Origin of the sequence: Saccharothrix sp. NRRL B-16314, from assembly GCF_000716595.1 — a bacterium.
Classification (GTDB): domain Bacteria; phylum Actinomycetota; class Actinomycetes; order Mycobacteriales; family Pseudonocardiaceae; genus Actinosynnema.
Genome location: NZ_JNXC01000004.1, coordinates 67,188 through 91,789, shown reverse-complemented (window position 1 = coordinate 91,789; position 24,602 = coordinate 67,188). Strand labels below are relative to the sequence as shown.

At 72.9% G+C, this 24,602-nt stretch carries 27 protein-coding genes; 10 read left to right on the top strand and 17 right to left on the bottom strand.

The window, feature by feature from the left end:
• Nucleotides 1-67: 67 nt before the first annotated feature.
• Both OQ02_RS10260 and OQ02_RS10255 read right to left on the bottom strand, forming a co-directional pair.
• A complete protein-coding gene (locus tag OQ02_RS10260; protein WP_051772125.1) occupies nt 68-436 on the bottom strand; it encodes a hypothetical protein in 369 nt (122 codons plus the stop codon).
• A gap of 17 nt (nt 437-453) precedes the next feature.
• Nucleotides 454-1,626: an alcohol dehydrogenase catalytic domain-containing protein gene (locus OQ02_RS10255; protein ID WP_033438103.1), complete on the bottom strand. Its 1,173-nt coding sequence runs from the start codon at nt 1,624-1,626 to the stop codon at nt 454-456.
• Between the two features lie 80 nt (nt 1,627-1,706).
• Between OQ02_RS10255 and OQ02_RS10250 the strand changes: the two genes are divergently transcribed.
• Nucleotides 1,707-2,528, top strand: a complete 822-nt coding sequence (locus OQ02_RS10250; RefSeq protein ID WP_051772124.1) for an SDR family oxidoreductase — start codon at nt 1,707-1,709, stop codon at nt 2,526-2,528.
• A gap of 40 nt (nt 2,529-2,568) precedes the next feature.
• Here the strand turns inward: OQ02_RS10250 and OQ02_RS10245 are convergent, their stop codons facing one another.
• Nucleotides 2,569-2,964 (bottom strand): ChaB family protein, encoded by a 396-nt coding sequence (locus tag OQ02_RS10245; protein ID WP_033438102.1) that lies wholly within the window; start codon nt 2,962-2,964, stop codon nt 2,569-2,571.
• Between the two features lie 71 nt (nt 2,965-3,035).
• On the opposite strand from OQ02_RS10245, the gene OQ02_RS10240 reads away from it, so the two are divergent.
• Nucleotides 3,036-4,421, top strand: a complete 1,386-nt coding sequence (locus tag OQ02_RS10240; RefSeq protein WP_442973602.1) for an aldehyde dehydrogenase family protein — start codon at nt 3,036-3,038, stop codon at nt 4,419-4,421.
• On the opposite strand, the gene OQ02_RS10235 is transcribed toward OQ02_RS10240, so the two are convergent.
• Both OQ02_RS10235 and OQ02_RS10230 read right to left on the bottom strand, forming a co-directional pair.
• Nucleotides 4,379-4,981: a response regulator transcription factor gene (locus OQ02_RS10235; RefSeq protein WP_033438100.1), complete on the bottom strand. Its 603-nt coding sequence runs from the start codon at nt 4,979-4,981 to the stop codon at nt 4,379-4,381. The two genes, OQ02_RS10240 and OQ02_RS10235, sit on opposite strands and share 43 nt — an antisense overlap.
• Nucleotides 4,978-6,144: a sensor histidine kinase gene (locus OQ02_RS10230; protein ID WP_051772123.1), complete on the bottom strand. Its 1,167-nt coding sequence runs from the start codon at nt 6,142-6,144 to the stop codon at nt 4,978-4,980. Before OQ02_RS10230 ends, OQ02_RS10235 begins: the two co-directional genes overlap by 4 nt.
• Before the next feature lie 108 nt (nt 6,145-6,252).
• On the opposite strand from OQ02_RS10230, the gene OQ02_RS10225 reads away from it, so the two are divergent.
• Together OQ02_RS10225 and OQ02_RS10220 are read left to right on the top strand one after the other, a co-directional pair.
• Nucleotides 6,253-7,167, top strand: a complete 915-nt coding sequence (locus tag OQ02_RS10225) for an ABC transporter ATP-binding protein (RefSeq protein WP_033438254.1) — start codon at nt 6,253-6,255, stop codon at nt 7,165-7,167.
• The gene (locus OQ02_RS10220) at nt 7,164-7,868 is read left to right on the top strand and encodes a hypothetical protein (RefSeq protein ID WP_033438098.1); all 705 of its coding nucleotides are present in this window, start codon (nt 7,164-7,166) and stop codon (nt 7,866-7,868) included. The genes OQ02_RS10225 and OQ02_RS10220 overlap by 4 nt, the downstream gene beginning before the upstream one ends.
• A gap of 345 nt (nt 7,869-8,213) precedes the next feature.
• Here OQ02_RS10220 and OQ02_RS10210 read toward each other — a convergent pair whose 3' ends face one another.
• From OQ02_RS10210 to OQ02_RS10190, 5 genes are all read right to left on the bottom strand, one after another.
• The gene (locus tag OQ02_RS10210; RefSeq protein WP_033438096.1) at nt 8,214-9,485 is read right to left on the bottom strand and encodes a UDP-glucose dehydrogenase family protein; all 1,272 of its coding nucleotides are present in this window, start codon (nt 9,483-9,485) and stop codon (nt 8,214-8,216) included.
• Entirely contained in the window at nt 9,443-10,333 is an 891-nt protein-coding gene (locus tag OQ02_RS10205) for a glycosyltransferase family 9 protein (RefSeq protein ID WP_051772122.1), read from the bottom strand. The genes OQ02_RS10210 and OQ02_RS10205 overlap by 43 nt, the downstream gene beginning before the upstream one ends.
• Nucleotides 10,330-11,364, bottom strand: a complete 1,035-nt coding sequence (locus tag OQ02_RS10200) for a glycosyltransferase (protein ID WP_081915506.1) — start codon at nt 11,362-11,364, stop codon at nt 10,330-10,332. Before OQ02_RS10200 ends, OQ02_RS10205 begins: the two co-directional genes overlap by 4 nt.
• Nucleotides 11,361-13,004, bottom strand: coding sequence for a carbamoyltransferase family protein (locus OQ02_RS10195; RefSeq protein ID WP_033438095.1), 1,644 nt, complete (start codon nt 13,002-13,004; stop codon nt 11,361-11,363). The genes OQ02_RS10200 and OQ02_RS10195 overlap by 4 nt, the downstream gene beginning before the upstream one ends.
• Nucleotides 13,005-13,075: 71 nt before the next feature.
• Nucleotides 13,076-14,002, bottom strand: coding sequence for an NAD-dependent epimerase/dehydratase family protein (locus OQ02_RS10190; protein ID WP_033438094.1), 927 nt, complete (start codon nt 14,000-14,002; stop codon nt 13,076-13,078).
• 148 nt (nt 14,003-14,150) lie between these two features.
• Between OQ02_RS10190 and OQ02_RS10185 the strand changes: the two genes are divergently transcribed.
• Complete coding sequence (locus OQ02_RS10185) at nt 14,151-14,978, top strand: aldo/keto reductase (protein ID WP_033438251.1); 828 nt, start codon at nt 14,151-14,153, stop codon at nt 14,976-14,978.
• 7 nt (nt 14,979-14,985) lie between these two features.
• On the opposite strand, the gene OQ02_RS10180 is transcribed toward OQ02_RS10185, so the two are convergent.
• Entirely contained in the window at nt 14,986-15,441 is a 456-nt protein-coding gene (locus tag OQ02_RS10180) for a DUF2087 domain-containing protein (protein ID WP_197043272.1), read from the bottom strand.
• A 116-nt stretch (nt 15,442-15,557) separates the two neighbouring features.
• Between OQ02_RS10180 and OQ02_RS10175 the strand changes: the two genes are divergently transcribed.
• On the top strand, nt 15,558-16,355 hold the full coding sequence (locus OQ02_RS10175) for a hypothetical protein (protein ID WP_033438092.1): 798 nt from the start codon (nt 15,558-15,560) through the stop codon (nt 16,353-16,355).
• A gap of 551 nt (nt 16,356-16,906) precedes the next feature.
• On the opposite strand, the gene OQ02_RS43655 is transcribed toward OQ02_RS10175, so the two are convergent.
• The 3 genes from OQ02_RS43655 to OQ02_RS10165 all read right to left on the bottom strand — a co-directional run bounded on the left by OQ02_RS43655 (nt 16,907) and on the right by OQ02_RS10165 (nt 20,487).
• Nucleotides 16,907-17,080: a hypothetical protein gene (locus OQ02_RS43655; protein ID WP_156076962.1), complete on the bottom strand. Its 174-nt coding sequence runs from the start codon at nt 17,078-17,080 to the stop codon at nt 16,907-16,909.
• A 351-nt stretch (nt 17,081-17,431) separates the two neighbouring features.
• Nucleotides 17,432-19,747, bottom strand: a complete 2,316-nt coding sequence (locus tag OQ02_RS10170; protein WP_051772156.1) for a glycoside hydrolase family 65 protein — start codon at nt 19,745-19,747, stop codon at nt 17,432-17,434.
• A gap of 23 nt (nt 19,748-19,770) precedes the next feature.
• Entirely contained in the window at nt 19,771-20,487 is a 717-nt protein-coding gene (locus OQ02_RS10165; RefSeq protein WP_033438090.1) for an HAD family hydrolase, read from the bottom strand.
• A gap of 72 nt (nt 20,488-20,559) precedes the next feature.
• On the opposite strand from OQ02_RS10165, the gene OQ02_RS10160 reads away from it, so the two are divergent.
• The gene (locus OQ02_RS10160) at nt 20,560-21,864 is read left to right on the top strand and encodes an NAD(P)/FAD-dependent oxidoreductase (RefSeq protein WP_033438089.1); all 1,305 of its coding nucleotides are present in this window, start codon (nt 20,560-20,562) and stop codon (nt 21,862-21,864) included.
• 6 nt (nt 21,865-21,870) lie between these two features.
• Here OQ02_RS10160 and OQ02_RS10155 read toward each other — a convergent pair whose 3' ends face one another.
• Nucleotides 21,871-22,191, bottom strand: a complete 321-nt coding sequence (locus OQ02_RS10155) for a DUF3140 domain-containing protein (protein ID WP_033438088.1) — start codon at nt 22,189-22,191, stop codon at nt 21,871-21,873.
• A gap of 114 nt (nt 22,192-22,305) precedes the next feature.
• Between OQ02_RS10155 and OQ02_RS10150 the strand changes: the two genes are divergently transcribed.
• The gene (locus tag OQ02_RS10150; RefSeq protein WP_156076961.1) at nt 22,306-22,695 is read left to right on the top strand and encodes a hypothetical protein; all 390 of its coding nucleotides are present in this window, start codon (nt 22,306-22,308) and stop codon (nt 22,693-22,695) included.
• Nucleotides 22,692-22,850, top strand: coding sequence for a hypothetical protein (locus OQ02_RS43650; protein ID WP_156076960.1), 159 nt, complete (start codon nt 22,692-22,694; stop codon nt 22,848-22,850). Before OQ02_RS10150 ends, OQ02_RS43650 begins: the two co-directional genes overlap by 4 nt.
• Here OQ02_RS43650 and OQ02_RS10145 read toward each other — a convergent pair.
• Both OQ02_RS10145 and OQ02_RS10140 read right to left on the bottom strand, forming a co-directional pair.
• The gene (locus OQ02_RS10145) at nt 22,847-23,485 is read right to left on the bottom strand and encodes an SRPBCC domain-containing protein (RefSeq protein WP_033438087.1); all 639 of its coding nucleotides are present in this window, start codon (nt 23,483-23,485) and stop codon (nt 22,847-22,849) included. The genes OQ02_RS43650 and OQ02_RS10145 overlap by 4 nt on opposite strands.
• Entirely contained in the window at nt 23,482-23,826 is a 345-nt protein-coding gene (locus tag OQ02_RS10140; protein ID WP_033438249.1) for an ArsR/SmtB family transcription factor, read from the bottom strand. Before OQ02_RS10140 ends, OQ02_RS10145 begins: the two co-directional genes overlap by 4 nt.
• A 116-nt stretch (nt 23,827-23,942) precedes the next feature.
• Between OQ02_RS10140 and OQ02_RS10135 the strand changes: the two genes are divergently transcribed.
• Nucleotides 23,943-24,593, top strand: a complete 651-nt coding sequence (locus OQ02_RS10135) for a hypothetical protein (RefSeq protein WP_033438086.1) — start codon at nt 23,943-23,945, stop codon at nt 24,591-24,593.
• The last annotated feature ends 9 nt before the right edge of the window (nt 24,594-24,602 follow it).

Sequence of the window (24,602 nt, the reverse complement as noted above, 5' to 3'; positions counted from 1 at the left end):
ATGACGCTGAAGGCCACCAGCAGGACCAGGACGCCGAGCAGGTAGGCGTAGAACATCCCGCGCCGGGTCACGGCCCACCCACCTCGCACTCGTAGGGCCGGTCCGCCTGCGCGGTGCAGCCCGCGCCGGACACCCGCCACCCGGACGTCAGGTCGCGCAGGAACAGCACGTCGTCGGACGTGCGGACCTGGGCCGCGTCACCCCACACCTCGACCGATTCCACCGACCCCCCGGGCACGTCCAGCGACGAGCACTCCACGCCTTCACGCGCGCGTTCGGTCAGCAGAGCGCATGCCCGCTCGGAGTCACCTGCTGCGAGGGCGGCCGTGAAATCGTCAGCCGCGCGCCGGACCAGGTCCTCGGTGCCCGAGCCGCACCCGCCCGCCGCCAACGTGAACGGCAGCGCCACGGCGAGCAACCACCGGAAGCGGATCATCGTCGGACGATAACCCGTCATGGGCGCAGCAGCACTTTGACGGCGTTGTCCTGCTTCCGCTGGAAGATGTCGTACGCGTGCGGCGCTTCGTCCAGCGGCAGGCGGTGCGTCGCGAACGAGTCCACGCCGAGCGGGTCGGCATCCGTCAGCAGCGGCAGGATCTCCGGCACCCAGTGCCACACGTTGGCCTGCCCCATGCGCAGCTGCACCTGCTTGTCGAACAGGGTCAGCACCGGCATCGGGTCCGCCATCCCGCCGTACACGCCGACCACCGAGATGGTGCCACCGCGCCGCACGATGTCGATCGCCAGCCGCAGCGCGTGCAGCCGGTCGACGCCCGCGGTCTGCATGAACCGGGCCGCGATGGCGTCCGGCAGCAGGCCGACGGCCTGGTGGGCGAACTTCGCGACCGGCGCGCCGTGCGCCTCCATGCCGACGGCGTCGATCACGGCTTCCGGGCCGCGACCGTCGGTGAGGTCGCGGATGTGGTCGACCAGGTGGCTGTCCCGCACGTTCAGCACGGTCACGCCGTGCTTCTCGGCGCGCGCCATCCGTTCCGGCACCAGGTCGACCCCGATGACCTTCGCGACGCCGCGGTGCTGCGCGATCCGGGTAGCCATGTCGCCGATCGGGCCGAGCCCGAGCACCACCAGGCTGTCCCGCGTGCCCGCGTACTCCACCGCCTGCCACGCCGTCGGCAGCACGTCGGACAGGTAGACGAACCGGTCGTCCGGCGGGCCTTCCGGCACCTTGATCGGCAGCGTGTTGCCGAACGGCACCCGCAGGAACTCGGCCTGCGCGCCGGGAACCTGCCCGTAGAGCTTGGTGTAGCCGAACAGCGCCGCGCCGGTGCCGTGCTCGCGGACCTGGGTCGTCTCGCACTGCGACTGGAGGCCGCGCGAGCACATGAAGCACGTGCCGCAGGAGATGTTGAACGGCACCACCACGCGGTCGCCCGGCTTGACCTCGGTGACCCCGACCCCGACTTCCTCGACCACACCCATCGGCTCGTGCCCCAGGATGTCGCCCTCGTCGATGAACGGCCCCATGACCTCGTAGAGGTGCAGGTCGGAGCCGCACAACCCGGACGACGTGATGCGCACGATGACGTCGGTCGGCTCCTTGATGATCGGATCGGGCACGGTGTCCACGCGGACGTCCCGCTTGCCGTGCCAGGTGACCGCCTTCATCACGACTCCTTCCGACGCGGTTCCCGAGTGGCGTTCCCGGCACGGCGTGTGGCAAACACGGGCACGGGTATCCGCAGGCCATGAGCGCACCACTGCCCCAGGACCGGACGGGTGCGCCGCAGCGCGCGGTCGTGACCGGGTCCGACTCGGGGATCGGCAAGGCGGTCGCGGTGGCCCTCGCGGGCGGCGGGGTGGACGTCGGCATCACCTACCACCGGGACGCCGACGGCGCGGAGCGCACCGCCCGGGAGGTCCGCGAGCGCGGCGTCCGAGCGGCCGTGCGGCAGCTGGACCTGACCGACCTGCCCACCGCGGCGGCCGTGGTGGACGAGCTGGCGGCCGAGCTGGGCGGTGTGGACGTGCTGGTGAACTGCGCGGGCACCGGCACCGCGCAGAAGGCGACGGAGATGGACTTCGACACCTGGCGCGGTGTGCTGTCGGTCGACCTCGACGGCGCGTTCCTGTGCTCCCAGCGCGCCGCCAAGCACATGATCGAGGCCGGGCGGGGCGGCCGGATCATCAACATCACCTCGGTGCACGAGCACCAGCCCCGGGTCGGCGCGGCGCCGTACTGCGCGGCCAAGGCCGGGTTGGGCGCGTTGACGAAGGTGTTGGCGTTGGAACTCGCCGAGCACGCCATCACGGTGAACTCGGTCGCGCCCGGCGAGATCTCCACCCCGATGACCGGGCAGGAGGACGTCGACCCGCGCACGGAACAGCGGCCCGGTGTCCCACTGGGACGGCCCGGTCACGCGAGCGAGGTCGCCGCGGTGGTGGCGTTTCTGGCGACGCCGGCGGCCGGGTACGTGACGGGCGCGTCGTTCGTGGTGGACGGCGGCATGACGTTGATGGGGCCGCAGGCCAGTCAGCTGCTCACCGACCGCGGGTGGCTCGAACCCTAGAGCCGCTCGCCACCGCCGGAACGCCTGGAACGCCGGACTTTCAGGAGCGGGCCTTGGCTGTCTTGCGGTTGTTGGCCTTGTCGATGGCCTCCACCAGCTGCTGCTTGGTCATGCTCGACCGGCCCTCCACACCGAGCCTCTTCGCCACGTCGTAGAGGTGCTGCTTGCTCGCGTTGGCGTCCACGCCACCCGCGGTCTTGCCCTGCTTGGGCGTGCTGCGCGCCGCCTGCTTGTCCGACGGACCCTTGCTCTGCTTCGGCTCCCAGTGGTCGCCGACCTTCTCGAACGAGTGCTTCAGCGCGGCGAACGCGGTCCGGTGCGACCGCTGGCCCTCGCCGTAGGTCTCCACCGCCGAATCGTGCGCCTTGATCCACGTCCGCTGCGCCTTCTTGGGGGAGCGGGCGATGGTGCTCGGCAACTCCTCGCGTCCGGGCATGGTCCTACCTCCTCGGGGCTGTGCCTCGGGTTTCACGTCGTGCGCTCGGGTACCCGGTGGCCATGACGGACATGCGTGTCGATGCACTCGACGTCCACAGCCCGGTCGACGGCCGGCTGATCGGCCGGCTGCCGATGGCCACGGACGAGGACGTGGCCGGCTCGGTGCTCACCGCGCGCGAGGCGCAACCCGCCTGGGCGGCGACCCCCGCGGCCGAGCGGGGAGCCGCGCTCAAGGCCGCGGCGCAGGCGATCCGGACCCACGCGGCCGACCTGGCGAAGGTGATCCGGTCGGAGACCGGTCGTCCGATCGTGTCCGCGTGTGACGGCGTGCTGGCCGGTGCGTCCACGTTGGAGCAGTACGCGGAACTCGGTCCCGTGCACGGCGGCCGGTCGCTGCTCGGCGCGCACGACGCGACGGACCTGATGGTGCCCGAACCGCGCGGCGTGGTCGTCGCGCTGACACCGTGGAACGACCCGGTCGCGGTGTCGTGCGGGCTGCTCGGCGCGGCGCTGGTGACCGGCAACGCCGTGGTGCACAAGCCGAGCGAGCGCTGCCCGCACACCGGCGTCCTGCTCGCACAGCTCATGGTCGACCACTTCCCGCCGGGCGTGCTGCAGAGCCTCACCGGTGACGGCGCGGTGGGCGCGGTGCTGGCCTCGTCACCGCACGTGGACGTCGTCGCGCACGTCGGCGGCACGACCACCGGCCGCTCGATCGCCGCCGCCTGCGCCGCGACGGGTGCGAAGGCGTTGCTGGAGAACGGCGGCAACGACCCGCTGCTGGTCGACGCGGACGTGGACCCGGTGTGGGCGGCCGGGCAGGCGGCGCTGGGGGCGTTCACCAACGCTGGGCAGCTGTGCACGTCGGTGGAGCGGATCTTCGTGCACCGGGCCGTGTCGGGGGAGTTCCTGGCCGCGCTGTGCGAGGAGGCGCGCCGCTGGAACGCCGACCCGCAGCCGCTGGTGGACGTCCGGCTTCGGGAGCACGTGCACGCGCACGTCGCCGAGGCGGTGGCGGACGGCGCCGTGCCGCTGGTCGGCGGCGGACTCCCGGAGCGCGACGGCGCGTACTACCCGGCGACCGTGCTCGACCGCTGCACGCCCGACATGCGGGTGATGCGCGAGGAGACGTTCGGGCCGGTCGCGCCCGTGCGCGTGGTGGCGTCGTTCGAGGAAGGGCTGGCCGAGGCGTGCGTGGACGAGCACGGCTTGGCGGCGACGGTCCTCACCGCGTCGATGGCGCACGCGCAGCAGGCGTGGCGGGCGCTGCCGGTGGGCACGGTGAAGGTCAACGCGGTCTTCGGCGGTGCACCCGGCGGTGCCGCCCAGCCGCGGCGGAAGTCCGGCACCGGTTTCGGCTACGGGCCCGAGCTGCTGGACGAGATGACCGCGGTGAAGGTCGTCCACCTCGGTCAGATCCAGCCCTCGTCCCAGGCCAGCCGGGCGGCCTCGTAGCGGGTGCTGACGCCGAGCTTCGTCATCGCCGACGACAGGTAGTTGCGCACGGTGCCGGCGGCCAGGTGCGCCTCGGCGGCGATCGTGGCGACCGTGCCGCCTCGGAGCGCGTACCGCAGCACGTCCAGCTCCCGTGCGGTCAACGGGCACGCGCCCTCGGTCAGCGCGGCCGCGGCGATCTCGGAGTCCACGTACCGGCGGCCCTCGTGCACGTCACGCAGGATCGAGGCGAGCTGCGAGGCCGGCGTCGTCTTCGGCACGAACCCGCGCACGCCCGCGCTCAACGCCCGCCTGAGCACACCGGGCCGAGCGTGCCGCGTCACGATGACCACCGCGACGCCGTCCAGCGCGCGGACCGCCTCGGCCGCCAGCACACCGTCCCGCCGGGGCATCTCCAGGTCGAACACCGCGATGTCCGGCCGGTGCTCGACCACCGCCGCGACCGCCGCGTCACCGTCGCTGGCCTGCGCGACCACCGAGATGTCGTCCTCCAGCTCCAGCAGCGCCGCCAGCGCACCCCGGATCAGGTCCTCGTCGTCGGCCAGCACCACCCGGATCACCGGCCCACCCCGGCCCGGCCGACCAGCTCGAACCCGTCCACGCCCGCCGGACCGGCCTCGATCCGCCCGCCGAAGGTGGAGAACCGGTCGCGCAGCCCGGCCAACCCGGAGCCGGCCCCGTCCGTGCCCGCGAGATCAGCGCCCGCGAAGTCGGCGCCCGCGAGATCGGGTGGCACGCCGTCGTTGACCAGCCGCACGCACACCTGGCCGTCGTCCGCGCTGATCACCACGTCGCACCGCCGCGCCCGGCTGTGCCGCAGCACGTTCGTCGTACCCTCCCGCACCAGCGCGCCGAACAGCGGCTGCAACGGCGGCGGCACGCCCACCGCGTCACCCTCGACCGTCGTCTCGATGCCCGCCGCGCGCAGCACGCCCACCGCGTTGGTGATCTCCGTGCCCAGGCTCGCCCGCCGGTAGCCCTGCACCACGTCACGGGTCTCGCGCAACGCGGTCCGGGCCAGTTCCGCCACCTCGCCCGCGTGCTGCCGCGCCAGGTCGTCGTCGCGGCCGATCAGCCGCTGCGCCAGTTCGCCCTTCAACGCGATCGCCTGGAGGTGGTGACCCTGGATGTCGTGCAGGTCGGCGGCGAACCGCAGCCGCTCCTCGGCCACGGCCAGCGCCTCGGCGGTCTTGCGGCCCTGCTCCTGCCGCAGCACGAGCTGCCAGATCCACAGCTGGACGAGGTCGGCGAACACCAGCGCGACGATCATCGCCGCGGCCAGCACCATCGCGGGCCTGGCGTCCGCGCCGCCGAACACGCCGCCGGTCGCGATGGCCAGCACCGACATCACCGCCACGACGGGCCACCGGCTGCGAGCCGGCAGCACCGCGCCCACGTGGGCGACGACCAGGGCGGGCAGCAAGGCCCAGGCGGGCAGGAACCCGTTGCTGCCGCTCATGACCGCCCACGCCGCCAGCGCCACCGCGAACGTCGCCGCGTGCTCCCACCGCCGGCGCTCGCCACGCCCCAGCCCGCCCATGGCCTGCCGCATGTAGCGGGTGTGCTGGACGATCACCAGAACCACCGCCGACGCCACCGACAGCGACTTGACCAGGCCGTAGCCGTGGGAGACCAGGTCGAGCGCGGTGCCGAAACCGACCACCGCGCCGCCCGCCGCCACCGACCACCACGTGTAGCGGCGCAGCCTGCTCAGGGGAGTCACAGGGTGAATCTACGAGCCCGGTCGCACGGCTGTCTGCTGACATCTGTCACGTGAACCGGTGCGCGGTGGCACTGGGGCGCGCGGGTCACCGCGACCAGCATGGTGACCATGAGGAAACCGGTGATCGAAGTGGCGGGGCTGAGGTGCCGCTACGGCTCGTTCGAGGCCGTGCGAGGGGTCGACTTCGAGGTCTCGGAGGGTGAGCTGTTCGCCCTCCTCGGCACCAACGGCGCGGGCAAGACGACGACGATGGAGACGTTGGAAGGGTTGCGCGAGCCGTTCGCGGGCACCGTGCGGGTGCTGGGGCTGGACCCGTTCCGGGAACGCGCGGCGTTGCGTGCGCGCACCGGGATCATGCTCCAGGACAGCGGCTTCCCGGCGGACCTGACGGCGCGGGAGATGGTGGCGCTGTGGGGCGTCACGAGCGGCCGGCGTGCCACCGAGGACGTGCTGGAGCGGCTGGACCTGGCGCACCGGCGGGACGTGCGGATCAAGCAGCTGTCCGGCGGTGAGCGGCGTCGGCTGGACCTCGCGCTGGCCGTGCTCGGGCGGCCCGAGCTGCTGTTCCTGGACGAGCCGACGACCGGGCTCGACCCGGAGTCGCGGCAGCGGACGTGGGAGGTGGTGCGCGGGCTGCTGGCCGAGGGCACGACCGTCGTGCTGACCACGCACTACCTGGAGGAGGCCGAGTCGCTGGCGCACCGGCTGGCGATCATGCACGAGGGGGTGGTGGCGGTGTCCGGCGCGTTGGTGGACGTGCTCGCGGCCCAGCCCGCGCGGATCTCGTTCGACCTGCCCGGCGGGCTCGACGTCGGCGCGCTGCCGATGCTGGCGGGTGACGTGGTGCACCGGCCGTCCGGTCGGGTGGAGGTGCGCACCGGCGAGCTCCAGGACGACATGGCGGTGTTGCTGGCGTGGGCGGGGCAGGAAGGCCTGCGGTTGGGCCGGATCCGTGCCCACCACGCGTCGCTGGAGGACGTGTTCCACAGTGCCCGGACGGGCAAGGAGGTAGTGGCCGCATGATCACCGCACTGGGCGTCGCCGAGCTGAAGCTCCTGCTGCGCAACCGGACCGCCGCCGCGTTGGCCGTGCTGATGCCGTTGGCGGCGGGGCTGTACTTCGCGCTGGGGGTGGGCGGTCAGGACGACGGCTGGACGATGGTGGTCACCCTCCAGCTGCTCTTCTCGTTCGGGTTCACCGTGTACGTGACGGTGACGACCGCGTTGACCGCCCGCCGCCAGGACCTGTACCTGAAGCGGTTGCGGACCGGTGCGGCGTCGGACGTGGTGGTGCTGACCGGAATCCTGCTGCCGGTGGTGGTGCTCGGCTTGGCGCAGGCGTTGGTGCTGCTGGGGGTGAGCGTGGCCGCCGGCGCGCCGATGCCGACCCGTCCCGACCTGCTGGTCCTGGCGCTGGTCGGCGGTGCCGCGATCAGCTGCGCCGCGGGGATCTGCACCAGCGGCCTCACCGGCACGGCGGAGCTGGCCCAGATCACCACGGCGCCGTTCTTCTTCGCCATCATCGTCGGCGGGCTGATGGGCACGGCGGGAGGGGCGGACGCCTGGGTGTTCCTGATCCCCGGCAGCGGCCTGGGCACGCTCACGCAGGCGGCGTGGGGCGGCCCGACCGACCACGTCCTCGAAGCCGTGGGCTCGGTGGCCGCCTGGACCGCCGTGGCGAACGCCCTGTCCACCCGCTTCTTCCGCTGGGACCCGCGGACCTGACTACGCCACGCCACCCTGGGCGTACTCCACGGCCCGGAGGAACCCGGGTTCGAACACCGGCGTGGTGGGTGGCTGGTGGAACCGACAGCACTCCGGAGGTCGACCTCGTCGGAGCCGGCCGCGCCCCCGTCGCCGACCGCGCCCCCGTCGCCGACCGGGTCGACTTCGCCGGGTCGATCAAGTGGATCGGCGCCACCTTCGACCGCCACGACCTGGTGTCCCCGCGCCACTCGGCCAACCACGTCCCCGGCTGCGGGACGGGTCGGTCCGGTGCGGCCATCGGTGCCGACGAGGTCCTGGGTGGCTGGAAGGCCGATCGAGCACGGTGTGACGGCCGGCTCGCGCCTACGCCGGGCGGCCGAGGGAGACCAGGTGGAAACCGGCCTCGGTGACCTTGTCCACCGGCAGGAGGTTGCGGGTGTCCACGATGACCGGCGCCGTCATCACCGCCGCCAGGTTGGGCCAGTCCAGCTCCGCGAACTCCGGCCACTCGGTCAGCACGACCAGCCCGTCCGCGTCGCGCGCCACCGCCTCCGGCGACCCCAGCACCCGCACCGGCCCGCAGTCGGCCGAGACGCACGGGTCGTAGCCGGTCAGCCGGACGCCCTCCGCGGCGAGCAGCGCCGCCACCGCCAACGCGGGCGAGTCGCGCAGGTCGTCCGTGCCCGCCTTGAACGTCAGCCCGAGCAACCCCAACCGCGCGCCGTCCAACGGCCCGACCGCGTCCCGCACCAGTCCCACCACCCGGTGCGCCTGGTGGCCGTTCGTGCCGATGGTCGCCCGCAGCAACGGGAAGTCGACGTGTGCCTCCTCGGCCGTGGACAGCAGCGCCCGGGTGTCCTTCGGGAAGCACGAACCGCCCCACCCCGGCCCGGGGTCCAGGAACGACGCCCCGATCCGGTCGTCCAGCCGCATCCCCTCGGTCACGTCCGCGATGTCCGCCCCGACCTGCTCGCACAACTCGGCCAAGCTGTTCACGTAGGACAGCTTCATCGCCAGGAAGCAGTTGCTCGCGTACTTCACCAGCTCCGCGCTCGCGCTCCGCGTCACCAGCGCCGGCGCGCCCGTGCCCTCGTACAGCGCCACCACCCGACGCGCGGGCTCCTCGTCCTCCGCGCCGACCACGACCCGCTGAGGCCGCAGGAAGTCGTCCACCGCATGGCCTTCACGCAGGAACTCGGGGTTGGACACGACCTGGACGTCCGGCCGCCGCACCACCGCCGCCACCCGCTCGGTCGTGCCCGCCGGCACCGTCGACTTGATCACCAGCACGCACCCGGGCCGGACCGCGTCCCGCGCCTCGCGCAACACCGCGTGCACGGCGGTCAGGTCCGCCGCGCCGTCCGGGCCCGTCGGCGTCGGCACGCACAGGAACACGAAGTCCACATCGGACAGCGCCGCCGCGTTGCCGGTCACGAACCGCAACCGCCCGGCCCGCAACCCCTCCGCGACCAACTCCGCCAACCCCGGCTCGTGCGCACCGACCTCCGCCCGCCCGAGCGCCTCCACCTTCGCCTCGTCCACGTCCGCGCACACCACGGCGTGCCCGAGCCGGGCGAAGCAGGCAGCGGTGGTCAGCCCGACATAGCCGGCGCCGATGACGCCGATCCCGGCCACGGCCCACCTCCCGGCATCGATCGCGCGGCGTCCAGCACCTCGTCCACGGTGATCTCCAGCAGCCCCGGGTCGGGCCGGTCGGCGAACGTGTCACCGGTCGTCCCGTGCCAGAGCGCCCGGTGCGGACCGGACCTCGGACCCCACTCCGCGGGGGACACCGGCCCGAACAGCACCACCGACGGCGTGCGGTAGGCGGTGGCGACGTGGGACACGCCGGTGTCGCCGCAGATCACCAGCCGCGCACCCGCCACCAGGTCCAGCAACCCGGCCAGGTCGCCCATCCGCTCGCGACCCCGTGCCACCGCACGCACCAGGGGAGCCTCGTCGGGACTCCCGGTCACCACCACGTCCGGCCCCAGCTCCCGCACCACCGCGGCGAACCGCGTCGCGGGCCAGCGGCGGGCGGCGTGGCTGGCGCCGGGGTGCACGACGATCGCCTCGTTGCTCGGCAACGGCGGCAGGTGCAGGTCGGCGGGGTCGCAGGCGATGCCGAACTGCGCCAGCAGCCGGCACCACCGCAGCACCTCGTGCTGGTGCGCGGCCCACGGCACGTGCACGCCGTGCGTGATCAACCGGGCGGGCTTGGTGGCGCGCAGCAGCTCGGTGCTCCGCGGGCCGCACCCGTGCAGGTTGACCGCCAGGTCCGGCGACTCGTAGTCGATCGGCGCCAGCCCTTCGGTGGGCAGCAGCCGGTCGACCGCGTCGATCCGGCCGACCGCGTCGGCCAGCCAGCCGGGCGCGGCCAGGGTGATCTCGGCGTCCGGGTACGCCCGGCGCAACCCGCGCAGCGCCGGCACGGCCGTCAGCAGGTCACCGAGACCGAGGGCGCGCAGCACCAGGACCCTCATCGCTCCACCGCCCCTCCCGCACGGGCCGACACGCGCAAGCGGTCGTCGGTCGCCAGGACGATCCGGCGTTCACGACCCGCGACGGGCACGGCCCGGTGACGCCACTCGCCGCGCAACCGGTGCAGGCACGCGGCGGGTGGGATGAGGGCGCTGGTGACGACCATCTTCGCCACCTCGTCGGGGGTGCGCGGGCCGGGCGCGATGCGTTCGACGGCGAACCACGCGGTCAACGCCGCCCACACGCCACCCGCCGCCAACGCCGTCCGCCGCAGGCCGAGCAGTCCGCCGAGGACCGCCGCCACACCGGACGCCGCGGTGACCGCGTGCCGCGGCAGCAGTCCCGGCGCTCCGCCGACCCGCCGCCGCCACTCCGGACCGATCAACCGCCGCACCAGCGCGTCGTCGGCGTTGCCGCGCTGCTGCCGCAGGCTGGCGAAGAACCCCGCCGCGCGCACCGGGTGCGTGGTCACGCGCTCCCCGTTGACGATCCGGTACCCGTTCGCCTGCACCCGCAGCGCCAGCTCGGCGTCCTCCCGGTAGGCGCGCGGGAAGCGCTCGTCGAACCCGCCCGCGTGCACCAGGGCCGCCCGCCGGTAGGCCATGTCCGCGGTGATCCACCGCGCGTGCGCCAACCCGGCCGTGCCGCGTTCCCAGTCGGTCGGCGCGCGGTCCTCGGGCAGCGGCACCACGACCCGCGCCTGCGACGCGCCCACGTCCAACCCCAACCTGGCCAGGTCGTCGACCAACCGCAGCTTCCAGTCGTGCGCGGGGACCACGTCGTCGTCCAGGAACGCGACCCACTCGCAGCAAGCGGCACGCCACCCCGCGTTGCGCGCGGCGGCCGGCCCCCGACCACCGGTGCGCAACACCCTCGCGGAGTGCGTCGGCGGCAACGGGCCGGGGTCGGGCCGGTCGTCCACGACGATGACCTCGCGCGGCGGCGGGCCGTCGCCCTCCTCCAACGCGTCGAGCACCACTTGCAGGCTGTCGCGGCCCACGGTCGGGATGACCACCGCGTAGTCGACGCTCATGGCCGCCCCGCCGATCCGGCCGCACCCGGCCGCCGCACCACGAACCGGCCGATGGCCAGCAGGTCGACCGGCGCCGAGCCGAAGCACTCCAGCGCGTCGCGCGGGTCGTCCACCATGGGCCGCCCTGCCGTGTTCAGGCTGGTGTTCACCACGACCGGCACGCCGGTGCGCCGGTCGAACTCGCGGAGCACCCGCGCCATCAGCGGTTCCGAGCCCGGGTCCACCGTCTGGACCCGTGCCGTGCCGTCCACGTGCACGACCGCCGGTATCCGGTCACGCCACTCCGGCCGCACGTCGTGCACGAACAGCATGTACGGGCTCGGCAACGGCCCCCGCTCGAACAGCTCCGCCGCGCGGTCGGCCGGCACCATCGGCGCGATCGGCCGGAACTGCTCCCGCCCCTTCACCTCGTTCAGCCGGGCCAGGTTCTCCGCCCGACCGGGGTGCGCCAGCAGCGACCGCCGGCCCAACGCGCGCGGCCCGTACTCGCTGCGGCCCTGGAACCAGGCCACCACCTGGTCGTCCGCCAACGCCTCGGCGACCGCGACGGCCACGTCGGCGGGCTCCTCGTAGGCGATCTTCGCGGTGCGCAGGTACTCCGCGATCTCCGCGTCGGTCCACGACCGGCCGAGGTCCGCGCCCGGCATCGGCGCGGCAGGCTCACCGCCGTCCGCCACGACCTGCAAGGCCGCGCCCAGAGCCGTGCCCGCGTCACCCGCCGCCGGCTGCACCCACACCTCGTCGAACGGACCCTCGGCGAAGATCCGGGTGTTCGCCACGCAGTTCAGCGCCACACCGCCCGCCATGGTCAGCCGCTTCTGCCCGGTCCGCTCGTGCAGCCACCGGACCAGGTCCAGCAGCACCTCTTCGACCCGGACCTGCACGCTCGCCGCCAGTTCGGCGTGCTCCTTCGTCATCTCGCCGTCCGGTTCGCGCCGCTTCGCCAGCGTCGCCCAGTCCAGCGGCTTCACCGCGAACCCGCCGTCCTCGGTCGCGCGGACGTGCTCCCGCAGCAGGTCGAGGTGCGCGGGTTCGGCGTAGGAGGCGAGCGCCATCACCTTGTACTCGTCGCTGGACCGCAGGAAGCCGAGGTGCTCGGTCAGGTCCTCGTACAGCAGCCCGAGGGAGTGCGGCAGGTGCTGCGCGGCCAGCGTCTCCAGCCGGTGGCCGCGGTAGCTGCCCGCGAGGTGCGACCGGCACTCGCCGCGACCGTCGTTGACCAGCACCGCGCAGTCACCGCCGAACGGCGCCGCCAGCCCGGCGGACGCGGCGTGCGCGACGTGGTGCGGCACGAACCGCACGGTCGCCGGGTCCAGCCCCGGCAGCGCGGTGGCCAGGAAGTACGGTGCGCGCCGGGCGTACTCGGTGCGCAGGTCCTCCCACGGCACGTCGCTCGGTTCGACCAGGTCCGGGTCGTAGGAGTAGGCGACGGCGTCGAGGTCGGCCGGGGTGAGCCCGGCGTGGGCGAGGCACCAGCGCGCGGCCTGCTCCGGCTGTTCCCACGCGGAGAACGGCACCGGCCGCTTGCCGTGCTTGCGCCGCGAGAAGCGTTCCTCCTCGGCGGCGGCCACCACCTCGCCGTCCACCACGAGGGCGGCGGCGGGATCGTGGAAGACCGCGTTGACACCGAGCACGCGCACGGCGTTCCCCTTTCGCTCCTGTGTGGACCGTTGCGGTGGCGACCGCGTGATCGAGACGGGGTGTCGACCGGCTACCCGACGAGGTGGCGGTCAAACGACCGCCGCAACCCCTCGTCCAGCGAGATCTCCGGCTGCCACCCCAGCAGTTCGCGGGCCCGCGAGATGTCCGGCCTGCGGCGGCGCGGATCGTCGGTCATGGCGTCGACGTGCTCGATCGTGGACGTGCTCCCGGTCAGCTCGATGATCTTTCGGGCGACTTCCAGCACGGTGACCTCCTCCGGGTTGCCGAGGTTCACCGGACCGGCGTGGTCGCTCTCCGCCATCGACAGCAGTCCGCGCACCAGGTCGTCCACGTGGCACAGCGAACGGGTCTGCGTGCCGTCGCCGTGCACGGTCAGCGGCTCGCCGGCGCGGGCCTGCCGGACGAACGTCGGGATCATCCGGCCGTCGTCCGGGCGCATCCGCGCGCCGTAGGTGTTGAAGATCCGCACGATGCCCGCGTCGGTGCCGTGCTCGCGGCGGAACGCCCAGGTCATCGCCTCACCGAAGCGCTTGGCCTCGTCGTAGACGCTGCGCGGGCCGATCGGGTTGACGTTGCCCCAGTACGTCTCGCGCTGCGGGTGCTCCAGCGGGTCGCCGTACACCTCGCTGGTGGAGGCGATCACGATCCGCGCGTTCTTGCGCTGCGCCAGCTCCAGCGCGTGCAGCGTGCCGAACCCGCCGGTCTTGAGCGTGCCGACGGGTGTGCGCAGGTAGTCCAGTGGCGACGCGGGGCACGCGAGGTGCACCACCAGGTCCACGTCGCCGAGCAGGTCGAGCGGTCGGGCCACGTCCTCCACCACGATGCCCAGCCGCGGGTCGGACGGCAGGTTGTCCAGCGATCCGGTGCGGAAGTCGTCCACGCACACCAACCGCGTGCCGCGCATGAGCAGCGCTTCGCACACGTGCGAGCCGAGGAACCCGGCCCCACCCGTCACCACCGCGCGTTCGAATCCCATGGGGTGGGCCTACCCGTCCGCCCGAGGAGTAACCGCCACTTCACCGGGTACTACACGCTGGTGGCCGAGGTCCGACCGTGCGGCGGTCGGTCGAGGCGTGCTGCCCGTCGACGCGCCCCATCCGCGGGACGCGTCGGCAGCGGGCATCATGGTCCCCATGAGGACTGTCACCCTGAACAACGGCGTCGCCATGCCGCAGCTCGGTTTCGGTGTCTTCCAAGTGTCCGAAGAGGACACCTACGAGACGGTCGCCGAGGCGTTGCGGGTCGGCTACCGCAGCATCGACACGGCCGCCGCCTACCGCAACGAGGAACCGGTCGGCCGGGCGATCGCCGACTCGGGGATCGCGCGCGACGAGCTGTTCGTGACGACCAAGCTGTGGAACGACGACCAGGGCTACGAGGACGCGTTCCGCGCGTTCGACGCGAGCGCCGAGCGGCTCGGCCTGGACCGGGTCGACCTGTACCTGATCCACTGGCCCGCGCCCAAGCGGGACCGGTACGTCGACACCTGGCGCGCACTGGGCAAGCTGTACGCGGACGGCCGGGTCCGGGCCATCGGCGTGTCCAACTTCCAGCCCACGCACCTGGAGCGGGTCGTGGAGGCCACCGGCGCGGTGCCCGCGGTGAACCAGGTCGAGCTGCACCCGTGGCTCCAGCAGGCCGAACTGCGCGCGTTCCACGTCCGGCACGGCATCGCGACCGAGGCGTGGAGCCCGTTGGCGCAGGGCGGCGAGCTGCTGGCCGACCCGGTCGTCACCGGCATCGCCGCGAAGCACGGCCGGTCACCGGCGCAGGTCGTGCTGCGCTGGCACCTGCAACTGGACAACGTCGTGATCCCCAAGTCGGTGACGCCGAGCCGCATCGCGGAGAACTTCGCCGTGTCCGACTTCGAGTTGGACGCCGACGACCTGCGCGGCATCGCCGGACTGGACCGCGGCCGGCGCATCGGCCCCGACCCGGACACGTTCGGCTGAGACCCGATTAGACGCCCGCCGGGCCGCCGGTACGCCAGTACTCGCCGTCGGCCCGGCTGAGCAGGCCTTCGTCCACGAGGTACCGGCGCACCGCCACGTGGTCGACCTCGCCACCCTCGCACCAGCGCTTCAGCACTTCCGCCACTTCCCGCTCGGGGTACCTTCTACCCGGCTCGAACGTGGTGCTCACCTGTTCGAGCACGGCCCGCCGGCGTCCACGCTGGGCGGGGAGCTTCACCAGCCGCCCGTCCCGCACGAACGGGTCCTCCGGGGCCCGGTTCGCCTGTTCGACCCGGGTGGCCTCCTTGAACAGTTCCTCGCGCACTCGCAGCACCGATCCGTCGGTCACGACGAGCCCCGCCGACCGAAGCCGGCGCAACGACTCCTCGACCTGCCGCACGCCCAGCCCGGTCGACCCGGTGACGTCCCCGGTCGTGCGGGCACCCAGGACGAGAGCGGCCACGACCCGCAACCGTTCGGGTTCCGCCAGAAGTCCTATCAGTGAATCAGGGGTCACGCTTCGAGCTAACCGAAGCGGGCGCTCTCGTGCACGCGCATTTCGGGCGGACCTTAATAGCCGTGCGCACTGATCACCTCTTCCCCCTGTCGTCGGTGGAGCCTGTCTTCGGCATGCCGACCGAGAACGCCCGCAAGTTCCAGCACGTGGCCGCCGAGCAGGACCTGGTCATCGACGTGCGGGCGACGAACCCGCACGCGGTGGCCTGGTTGCGCGAAGGCGCGCTGCCCAAACCGGAGGCGGTGAAGGCCAAGACCATCGACGACCTGGACGTCCGGCTGGGCGCGGCCCGCCGCCACCGGGGCCTCGTCGGCTACTTCCGGCCGTCGCTGCCCCGCTTCGACCTCAGCGACCGGCTGATCCGCCGGTACGACCAGCGGCGCACGGAGTTCGACGCGCTGCGCGACAAGATGGCCCTGTTCGAACGCCGAGGCGAGTACGTCGTGCGGAACGGCGTCGTGCACGGGTACGACCAGCGCGGTTGGCTGCGGCCCCTGACCGGCGACCACGACGTGTTCGACATCCGCGAGTCCGGCGGCGCGCCCCTGACCCGCCGCCGCTACGACCGGGCGGTGGCGACCATGATGTCGCTGGACATGGGCGTCACCCACGGCGCGCACATGTACTGGCGACCCACCACCAAGTCCGACCGCGCGATGTTCGAGTCGATCGCCCGCAGCGGCGACGACAAGCTGCGGTTCAACCCGGACGGCACGATGAGCGCCGGCGACTACTCGCGCTTGAACGCGGGGATCAGGGCGATGGCCACGCCCGCCAAGGCCGCCCGACCGTACGCCAGCGTCTCCCACGTGGGCAGACCCAGGGTGCCGGTGGCCTCCGCGTCGGCGATGAACAGCTGACCGTAGAGCAGGAGCAGGCCGAAGCCGTAGCACCGGGCGTGCCGGTGGTCCCACGCGAGGAGGACACCGGCCAGGCCCGTGGCGACGTAGAGGGCGTGGTCGTTGCCGTCGCCGGTGGGGAGGAACGGGACGGAGGCGAAGACGAGCTGGAGCACACCGACCACGAGCGCGAGCAGTTGTGCCCGGCTGAAGCGCCGGCGCCCGTCCTTCGGGTCGGGGTCGCGGTCTGCCTTCTTCGCGGCTTCCCTGGTCTTCACGGCCACCTCGTTCCGCATGGGAAGGGGCTACCCGCGCCCGTTCGGCTCATCCCCCTCCGGGTAGCGGTTCCGCCTATAGATCCCATCGCCGTACACGGGCCGGCATTACGGCTCAGCGCATGTCACGATCGATATCACTTGATCGGGGAGTCGGTCTGCTCTCAGTCGCACTCACTGGCGGCGTGCAGTGCGCTGTCGGGAGCAAGGCCCGTCACGCGGTCCGCTCCACCCGATCGAGGTCTTACGGGCAGTGGGCGGCTGCTCCGCCGCGTGCGGTGGAGTCCGGGTCCGGACTCAGGCCTTGGGCCGCTTGCGCGGTTCGGTCGGTGGCTTGGTCCGGGCGGCGGGGGCCGGGGTCTGCTGCGCGGTCTTGCCCGTCGGCACGGGTGCGACCGGCTCACGGGGGTCCGGTGTGAGGTCGGCGAGGTAGGTGGCCGCCAACTCGTCGTAGATCGGTGTTGAGCTCACGTTTCGGAATCCTGTCCGGCCACGGCCCGCGGCGCTGCCCCTCTCACTCCTGTGGGTTACCTCTGGCCCGGCCGCAACCGTACTTCTGCGGAGATCATTTCGGCCGTGATGACGTAGATCACCCACACCACATCCGGGTTCGAGGTTGAAACCCGGTAACGGGGGTACCCAAGGCCACGATGAGGGCTTAGGTGGCCACCACCCCCCAATGGTCGCCTAACAGTCCCGGTCGGGTTCCCCTCCCCCCTGGAGCCCGACCGGGCGCCCCATCCCCGTGAAACTCCTTTCAGGACCGCTTGCCCGTTCCGGGCACCCCGGAACGGTCGTGAACGCCGGTCGTGAACGCCCGATTCACCCCGCCGGCACGCGGCGCGCGGGCGCACGCGACGCCGGTTGGCTCAGGGCGGGCGGCTCGGGCGCGTCCGGTGTGGACAGCGTGACCGGCAGACCCGGTTCGACGACCAGCGGGACGCCGTGGTGCCGGGTCCGCAGCGCACCGCCCGCGACGATCCGGTACGTGACCGCGCCCGGCTCGACCTCCACCGCGAAGCGGGTGCCCCGGAACGCCATCCTGAACGCCATCCGGCTCAGGCCCGGCGGCAGGCGCGGCGCGAAGGTCAACTCGCCGTCGTGGTCGCGCATCCCGCCGAACCCGGCCACCAGGCCGACCCAGGCGCCGGCGAGCGACGCCATGTGCAGTCCGTTGTGGACGTTGCGGTGCAGGTCGTGCAGGTCGGTGAACGCCGCCTCGGCCAGGTAGTCGTAGGCCAGCCGCAGCGCGCCGACCTCGGCGGCCAGCACCGCCTGCGTCCCGGCCGACAGGGACGAGTCGCGCACCGTGCGCGACTCGTAGTAGGCGAAGTTCCGCGCTTTCTCCGCCGGCGTGAACGCGTCGCCGCGCACGTGCATGGCCAGCACGAGGTCGGCCTGCTTGACCACCTGCTTGCGGTACAGGTCGAAGTAGGGCCGGTTGAGCAGCAGCGGGTACTCGTCCGGGTCGGTGCCGTCGAAGTCCCACTCGGCGTGCGAGGTGAACCCCTCGTTCTGCTGGTGCACGCCGAGCAGCCGGTCGAACGGGATCAGCATCCCGTCGGCCGCGTTCCGCCACTCGGCGACCTCCTCGGCGGTCACGTCCAGGCGTTCGGCGACGTAGGGGTGCCGCTCGCACGCGTCCGCCGCGCAACGCAGGTTCTTCTGCGCGATGAGGTTGGTGTAGATGTTGTTGTCCGCCACCGCCGAGTACTCGTCCGGCCCGGTCACCCCGTCGATGCGGAACCCGTCGTGCTGGTCGTGGTGACCCACCGACCGCCACAGCCGGGCGGTCTCCACCAGGATCTCCGCGCCGCACTCCCGTTCGAACGCCATGTCGCCGGTCGCGTTCACGTACTGCGCCACGGCGTGCGCGACGTCGCCGGAGACGTGGAACGCCGCCGTGCTCGCGGGCCAGTACGCCGAGCACTCCGCGCCGCTGATGGACCGCCACGGGAACGCCGCGCCGCGCTGGCCGAGCACCGCGGCCCGCTCCCGAGCCTCGCCCAGCGTGGAGTGACGCCACCGCAACGCGTCCCGCGCCGCCTCCGGCACCGTGTAGGCCAGCACCGGCAGCACGAACATCTCGGTGTCCCAGAACGCGTGCCCGTCGTACCCCGGCCCGGTCAGCCCCTTTCCCGGGATCGCCCGCGTCTCGCCGCGCACCGCGGCCTGCATGATGTGGAACAACGCGAACCGCAGCGCCTGCTGGAGCTCGTCGTCGCCGTGCAGCTCGATGTCCGCGACCTCCCAGAAGTCGTCCAGGAACCGCCGCTGCTCCGCCAGCAGGCCCTCCCACCCGGTCTGCCGCGCCCCCGCCAGGGCCGCCTCCACCTGGGCGCGGAGCGCGGGGATCGACCGTTGCGCGGACCAGCCGTAGCCCAGGTACTTCACCAGCCGCAGCTTCCCGCCCGCGGGCACGTCCACGGCGGCGGTGAACCGGGCCAGGTCGCCCTCGGCGCGGACCTCGGTGCGCAGGCCGTCCTCGACCTCCAACTCGTGGTCCATCGCGGCGGCCATCCGCAGCCCGGAGTTGCGCGCGTGGTGCGCCAGCACCGCCCGGTAGTCCTCGACGTGCGCGAACTCCGCCACCAGCGGGTCGTGCAGCGCGGCGGCCACCCTCGGGTCGTCGCTGTCGTGCTCGACCGGTTCGTTCGCCAGCAGGTCGGACTGCACCACCAGCTGGAGGTCTTCGCTCGGCTCGACCTCGTAGTGGATCGCCGCGACGGCGCGCTGGGTCAGCGACACCAGCCGTTCGCTGCGCACGGTCACCCGGCGGCCGGTCGGCGACTCCCACTCGGTGTGCCGGCGCAGCGTTCCGGTGCGGAAGTCCAGCTCACGCCGGTGCGAGTGGGCCCGGCCGTACCGCATGTCCAGCGGCTCGTCCTCGACCAGCAGCCGGATCACCTTGCCGTCCGTGACGTTGACGATCGTCTGCCCGGCCTCCGGGTAGCCGTGGCCGGACTCGCCGTACGGCAGCGCGTGCTCCTCGTAGAAGCCGTTGAGGTAGGTGCCGGGCAGACCGCGCGGCTCGCCCTCGTCCAACGTGCCGCGCAGGCCGATGTGCCCGTTGGACAGCGCGAACACCGACTCGGTCCGGTGGAGCTGGTCCACCGCGAGGCCGTCCCACCGCACCATCCAGGGTGCGACCACCCAGCCCGTCACAGCAGCTCCGCGAGGTCTTCGACCACGACGTCCGCGCCGTGCGCCGCCAGGGCTTCCCGCTGACCGGTCCGGTCGACGCCGACGACGTGCCCGAACCCGCCGGCGCGGCCCGCCTCCACGCCGGACAGCGCGTCCTCGAACACGGCGGCGTGTTCCGGCCGCACGCCGAGCAGCCGGGCTCCCGCCAGGAACGAGTCCGGCGCGGGTTTGCCCTTGAGCCCGTCGCGGCTGATGACCACACCGTCCACCAGGGCCTGCGCGAACGGCGACAGGCCGGCCGCGTCGAGCACCTTCCGGGCGTTCGCCGACGAGGTGACGACCGCGATGCCGAGGCCCGCGTCCTCCACCGCGCGCAGGTAGGGGACCGTGCCCGCGTACGGCGTCACGCCCTCGTGCCGGATGATCGCCTCCAGCAGGTCGTTCTTGCGGTTGCCCACCCCGTGCACGGTGTTCCGGTCGGGCGGGTCGTCGGGCTCGCCCTCGGGCAGCGTGATGCCGCGCGACGTCAGGAACGCCCGCACGCCGTCGTAGCGGGGGCGGCCGTCGACGTACCGGATGTAGTCGTCCTCGGTGAACGGCGGTTCGTCGCGCGGGCGCAGGAAGTCGTCGAACGTGCGACGCCAGGCACGGCGGTGCAGCACGGCCGTGCTCGTCAGCACGCCGTCGAGGTCGAAGAGACAGGCGGTGATCGCGTCGGGCAGTCCCAGGGCCATGGATCGTGTCTACCCGTTCCGGGTCCGGGGTACCCGCCGGCGGAACGGACTCCTCGTCGGAGGGATCGAGCCATGGGCAAGCCGCGCGTGCTGGTCGTCGGAACGGGCTTCGCGGGCTACCACTGCCTGCGCACGCTGGAACGGGTGCTGCCCTCCGACGCCGCCGACCTGGTGGCGGTCAACCCCACCGACTACATGCTCTACGTGCCGCTGCTGCCGGAGGTCGCGGGTGGGTCGCTGGACCCGCGCCGGGTGGCGGTGCCGTTGCGGCCCAAGCTGCCGCGCACGCGGCTGGTGCAGGCGCACGCGACCGGGCTCGACCTGGCCGAGCGGACGTGCACGGTGGTGGACGTCGAGGGGCACGAACAAGTCCTGGAGTGGGACCGGATCGTGCTGACGTCCGGTTCCGTCACCCGGTTGATCTCGATCCCGGGCGTGGCCGAGCACGCGTTCGGGTTCAAGTCGGTCGCCGAGGCGGTGTTCCTGCGCGATCACGTGCTGCGGCAGGTCGAGCTGGCCGAGCAGGCCACCGACCCGGCCGAGCGGGCGGCGCGGTCGACGTTCGTGGTGGTCGGCGCCGGGTACACGGGCACCGAGTTGGTGGCGCAGGGCCAGCAGCTGACCCGGGCGGCGTTGCGCGGGCGCAGCGGGTTGTCCGAGTCCCAGGTGAAGTGGGTGCTGGTCGACATGGCGCCGCGGGTGCTGCCCGGACTGGACGAGCGGCTGTCCGGGCCCGCCGCGCGGGTGCTGCGGTCGCGGGGCGTCGACGTGCGGCTGGAGACGAGCGTGGAGGCCGTCACGGCGAACTGCGCGCGGCTGACCGACGGCTCGGAGATCCCGACCCGGACGTTGGTGTGGTGCGTCGGCGTGCGGCCGGACCCGCTGGTGGAGGCCGTCTCGCTGGCGACCGTGCAGGGACGGGTGGCGGTCGATCCGACGCTCGCCGTGCCGACCCACCCGCACGTGTTCGCGGCGGGCGACATCGCCGCCGTGCCGGACGTGTTCAACGACGGCAAGCCGACGCCGATGACCGCGCAGCACGCGCAGCGCCAGGGCAAGCTCGCCGGCCGGAACGTCGCGGCCTCCCTCGGTCACGGCGCCGTGGCGACGTACCGGCACCGCGACCTCGGTTTCGTGGTGGACCTCGCCGGCTCCCAAGCCGTCGCGAACCCGCTGCACGTGCCGCTCACCGGGCTGCCCGCGAAGGTCGTGGCGCGGGGCTACCACCTGATGGCGATGCCCGGGAACCGGCTGCGGGTGGCCGTCGACTGGCTCACCGACCTCCTCGCCCGCCGGCAGGTCGTCCAGTTCGGCCTGGTCCCCGCGGCGGGTGTGCGGTTGGGCGACGCCGAGAAGATCGACGCACGGCCCCGGTGACGGCGCTCAAGCCGGCTTGAGCGGGTCGTGGCCGATGGACATCAGCCGGTGCCTCCAGTGCGCCTCGCCCGCCGTCGGCTCCAGGTCGTCGCGCCGCTGCGCGTGCACCCGGTCCACGACCCTGCGCATCACCTTGACGTCCTCGGTGGTCAGGTCGGTGCGCCGCTTGCGCAGGACCCGCAGCACCTCCTGGCCGGTGGGCGTTCCCGCCTGGTCGGGCAGGGCCTCGGTGTCCTCGTCCGCCGAGCGGGTGCGCAGCCAGTCCTCCAGTTCGTGCGAGGTCATGTTCACCACGCGGTGGAACTCTTCCCACAAGGTGTCGGTCATGGGGGAGAGGGTTGCCACTCGCCCGGACCGTGAAACGGAGGAGTTCCGCGATCTTTGCGTGATCCGAACACTCGCCGGACACAGCCCGCATCCTCGGCGGCCATCGTGGTCGGCATGAACATGTGGATTCGCCGCATCGCCGTCATCGGGACCGCCGCCCTGGGTTTCACCACAACGGGTGTCGCCGCCGGTGTCGCGGTCGCACAGGAGTACGCGCCCGTCACCATCAGCCCGGAACGAGTGAAGGAGCTGTGCGAGCAGCGGGCGCCGAAGATCGAGGAGCGGGTCGAACGGGTCACCACCCGCATCAACGGCGGGCCCGAGGTGGCCGGTTCGACGGCGTGGCTCCGGGCACACGCGCAGAAGGCCCGCGACGCCGGCAACACCGGGCGGGCCGAGAAGCTGGACCAGCGGGCGGCACGGCGCGCGGACCAGCTGACCAGGCTCGGTGACGTCCAGCGCCGCGTCGACAAGTTCCAGGCCGACCACTGCGGCGTCAAGTGAAGGGCCTGTCGGCGGTGAAGGCGCTCACGGCGGCGGTGGCGCTGCTGCTGTCGCTGGTCGCGTGCCGGGCCGACGGCGCGCCGCCGGCGGACCCCGGCTTCGACGGGATCGAGACGACCCTCGACGCCGTCGAAGCCGAGGTCGCCGAACCCTAGGCCTGGTCCTCGGCCTGGTCCTCGACGTCCGGCGCGAACTGCGCCATCGACGCCTCGACCGCCGCCGCCAACTCCTCCGCCGTCGCCGTGCCGGACTCCTCGACCGCGGCGGTCCACAGCTTGATGGAGCCGAGGTTGAAGCGCTGGGTCTCCGGCGACGCGGCGGCGGCGGTCGGGTCCACGTCCTCGGCCACCTCGTCCGCCAGGAACAGGGCCAGGCCGAGCAGCGCGCCGTCCCAGCCGGGTCCCACGTAGAGCGCGCCCGCGCCGCCGCCCGCCATCGCCTTCGGCACGGTGTGCTCCAGCTCGACGGTCGTGCGGTCGTCGCCCTCCGGGATCAGGCGCAGCTCCACGACGCTGGTCTCGCCGCCGAACGTCACCCGCAGCAGCTTCGGCGGCGCGCACGCCAGGATGTCGCCGCCGGCGTTGCCCTCCAGCTGGAAGTTCCCGCCCTCGCGCAGGTCGCCGCTGACCGGCAGGAACCAGCGCCTGAGCCGGTCCGGGTCGGTCACCGCGTCCCACACGTCCTCGGCCGCGGCGTCGTAGGTGCGGCGCAGCAGCACGCCGACGGTGTCGGCCGTGCCGGCGTGGACCTCGCGCTGGATGGCCTTGAGCTGGTCCGCGATGTCGATCACTGTCGTTCCTCCTTGAGTCGTCTCTCGCGCTTGCCGCGCGCGAGTTCGGTCGCCAGCGCGTCGAGGTGGCCGCTCCAGAACCGGCGGAACCGGTCGAGCCACTCGTCCACCTCCCGCAAGCCCCGGTCGTCCACCGCGTAGAGGCGTCGGGTGCCCTCCGCGCGGACGCGGGCGAAGCCGTTCTCGCGCAGCACCCGGAGGTGCTGGGAGACGGCCGGCTGCGAGATGCCGAACTCCCGGCGGACCACCTCCGTGACCGCGCCGGAGGTCTGCTCGCCGTCGGCCAGCAGCTCCAGGATGCGGCGACGGACCGGGTCGCCGAGTACGTCGAACGCGTGCACGACCTGCATCTTTCAGTCTGGGCTTATATAAGTCAAATCTGTGGTTCCGAAATTGTCGGTGGTCGGTGGCACTATCTCGAACGGATGTTCGGTACGCGTTCGAAGGGAGCCATGAGATGCGTGTTCGACTCGATCCCCGTCAGTGGCCCGGCCGTGTCATCCCCGAGACCGACGCCGAGATCGACACGGCTGTCGAGGCGCTCTGCCTGCGCGCGACCTGGCCCGATGCCCACCGCGCCGCCGTGCGCCGGGTGGTCGAGCCGTGGTTCGGCGAGGGGTGGAGCGTCGATGCCCTGCTCGCGGCGGTCGACCGCAAGCCGGACGGCACAAGGCAGGGCAACCCGAGAAGCCGCGACCAGGTAGCGCACGACTTCCTCCGTGCGCGACTGCGCTCGTGGTGGCAGCAGGGGGGCGCGTGTCGAGCGCGCCCCCCGGTGGCCGGTATGACGCTGGGCGCGTGGTGGCGGGTGAACCGGCGCAACGCCCGGCTGACCCAGCCGCGTCCGGCGCGGCCGTTGAGCGCGGCCGGGACGTTGGCGCGGGAGCAGTCGCGCGAGCGGGTGCGGGCGCGGCTGAAGGACCCGGTGCAGCGTTCACGGGAGTTGGCGCGGCGGCGGCAGGCGGTGCTGGACGGCCTTCTCGTTCCGGGGCAACGGGTGCCGACGTTCGACGACGCGCGCAAGCTGCTGGTCGACGTGCGGCTGCCCGCGCATCCGGTGTGCAGCCGGTGCGGGTGCAGGCAGGGGGTGCTGCCACACGCCGCGTGACGCGTGCCT

Excerpts from the sequence above, each read along its gene's own strand:
- OQ02_RS10150 (WP_156076961.1), top strand. The coding sequence starts at position 22,306 with ATGAACATGTGGATTCGCCGCATCGCCGTCATCGGGACCGCCGCCCTG.
- OQ02_RS10245 (WP_033438102.1), bottom strand. The coding sequence starts at position 2,964 with ATGCCCGGACGCGAGGAGTTGCCGAGCACCATCGCCCGCTCCCCCAAG.
- OQ02_RS10250 (WP_051772124.1), top strand. The coding sequence starts at position 1,707 with ATGAGCGCACCACTGCCCCAGGACCGGACGGGTGCGCCGCAGCGCGCG.
- OQ02_RS10190 (WP_033438094.1), bottom strand. The coding sequence starts at position 14,002 with ATGGGATTCGAACGCGCGGTGGTGACGGGTGGGGCCGGGTTCCTCGGC.
- OQ02_RS10185 (WP_033438251.1), top strand. The coding sequence starts at position 14,151 with ATGGTCCCCATGAGGACTGTCACCCTGAACAACGGCGTCGCCATGCCG.
- OQ02_RS10225 (WP_033438254.1), top strand. The coding sequence starts at position 6,253 with ATGAGGAAACCGGTGATCGAAGTGGCGGGGCTGAGGTGCCGCTACGGC.
- OQ02_RS10155 (WP_033438088.1), bottom strand. The coding sequence starts at position 22,191 with ATGACCGACACCTTGTGGGAAGAGTTCCACCGCGTGGTGAACATGACC.
- OQ02_RS10240 (WP_442973602.1), top strand. The coding sequence starts at position 3,036 with ATGCGTGTCGATGCACTCGACGTCCACAGCCCGGTCGACGGCCGGCTG.
- OQ02_RS10260 (WP_051772125.1), bottom strand. The coding sequence starts at position 436 with ATGATCCGCTTCCGGTGGTTGCTCGCCGTGGCGCTGCCGTTCACGTTG.
- OQ02_RS10255 (WP_033438103.1), bottom strand. The coding sequence starts at position 1,626 with ATGAAGGCGGTCACCTGGCACGGCAAGCGGGACGTCCGCGTGGACACC.
- OQ02_RS10220 (WP_033438098.1), top strand. The coding sequence starts at position 7,164 with ATGATCACCGCACTGGGCGTCGCCGAGCTGAAGCTCCTGCTGCGCAAC.
- OQ02_RS10200 (WP_081915506.1), bottom strand. The coding sequence starts at position 11,364 with ATGAGCGTCGACTACGCGGTGGTCATCCCGACCGTGGGCCGCGACAGC.
- OQ02_RS10165 (WP_033438090.1), bottom strand. The coding sequence starts at position 20,487 with ATGGCCCTGGGACTGCCCGACGCGATCACCGCCTGTCTCTTCGACCTC.
- OQ02_RS10135 (WP_033438086.1), top strand. The coding sequence starts at position 23,943 with ATGCGTGTTCGACTCGATCCCCGTCAGTGGCCCGGCCGTGTCATCCCC.
- OQ02_RS10160 (WP_033438089.1), top strand. The coding sequence starts at position 20,560 with ATGGGCAAGCCGCGCGTGCTGGTCGTCGGAACGGGCTTCGCGGGCTAC.
- OQ02_RS10205 (WP_051772122.1), bottom strand. The coding sequence starts at position 10,333 with ATGAGGGTCCTGGTGCTGCGCGCCCTCGGTCTCGGTGACCTGCTGACG.
- OQ02_RS10170 (WP_051772156.1), bottom strand. The coding sequence starts at position 19,747 with ATGGTGCGGTGGGACGGCCTCGCGGTGGACCAGCTCCACCGGACCGAG.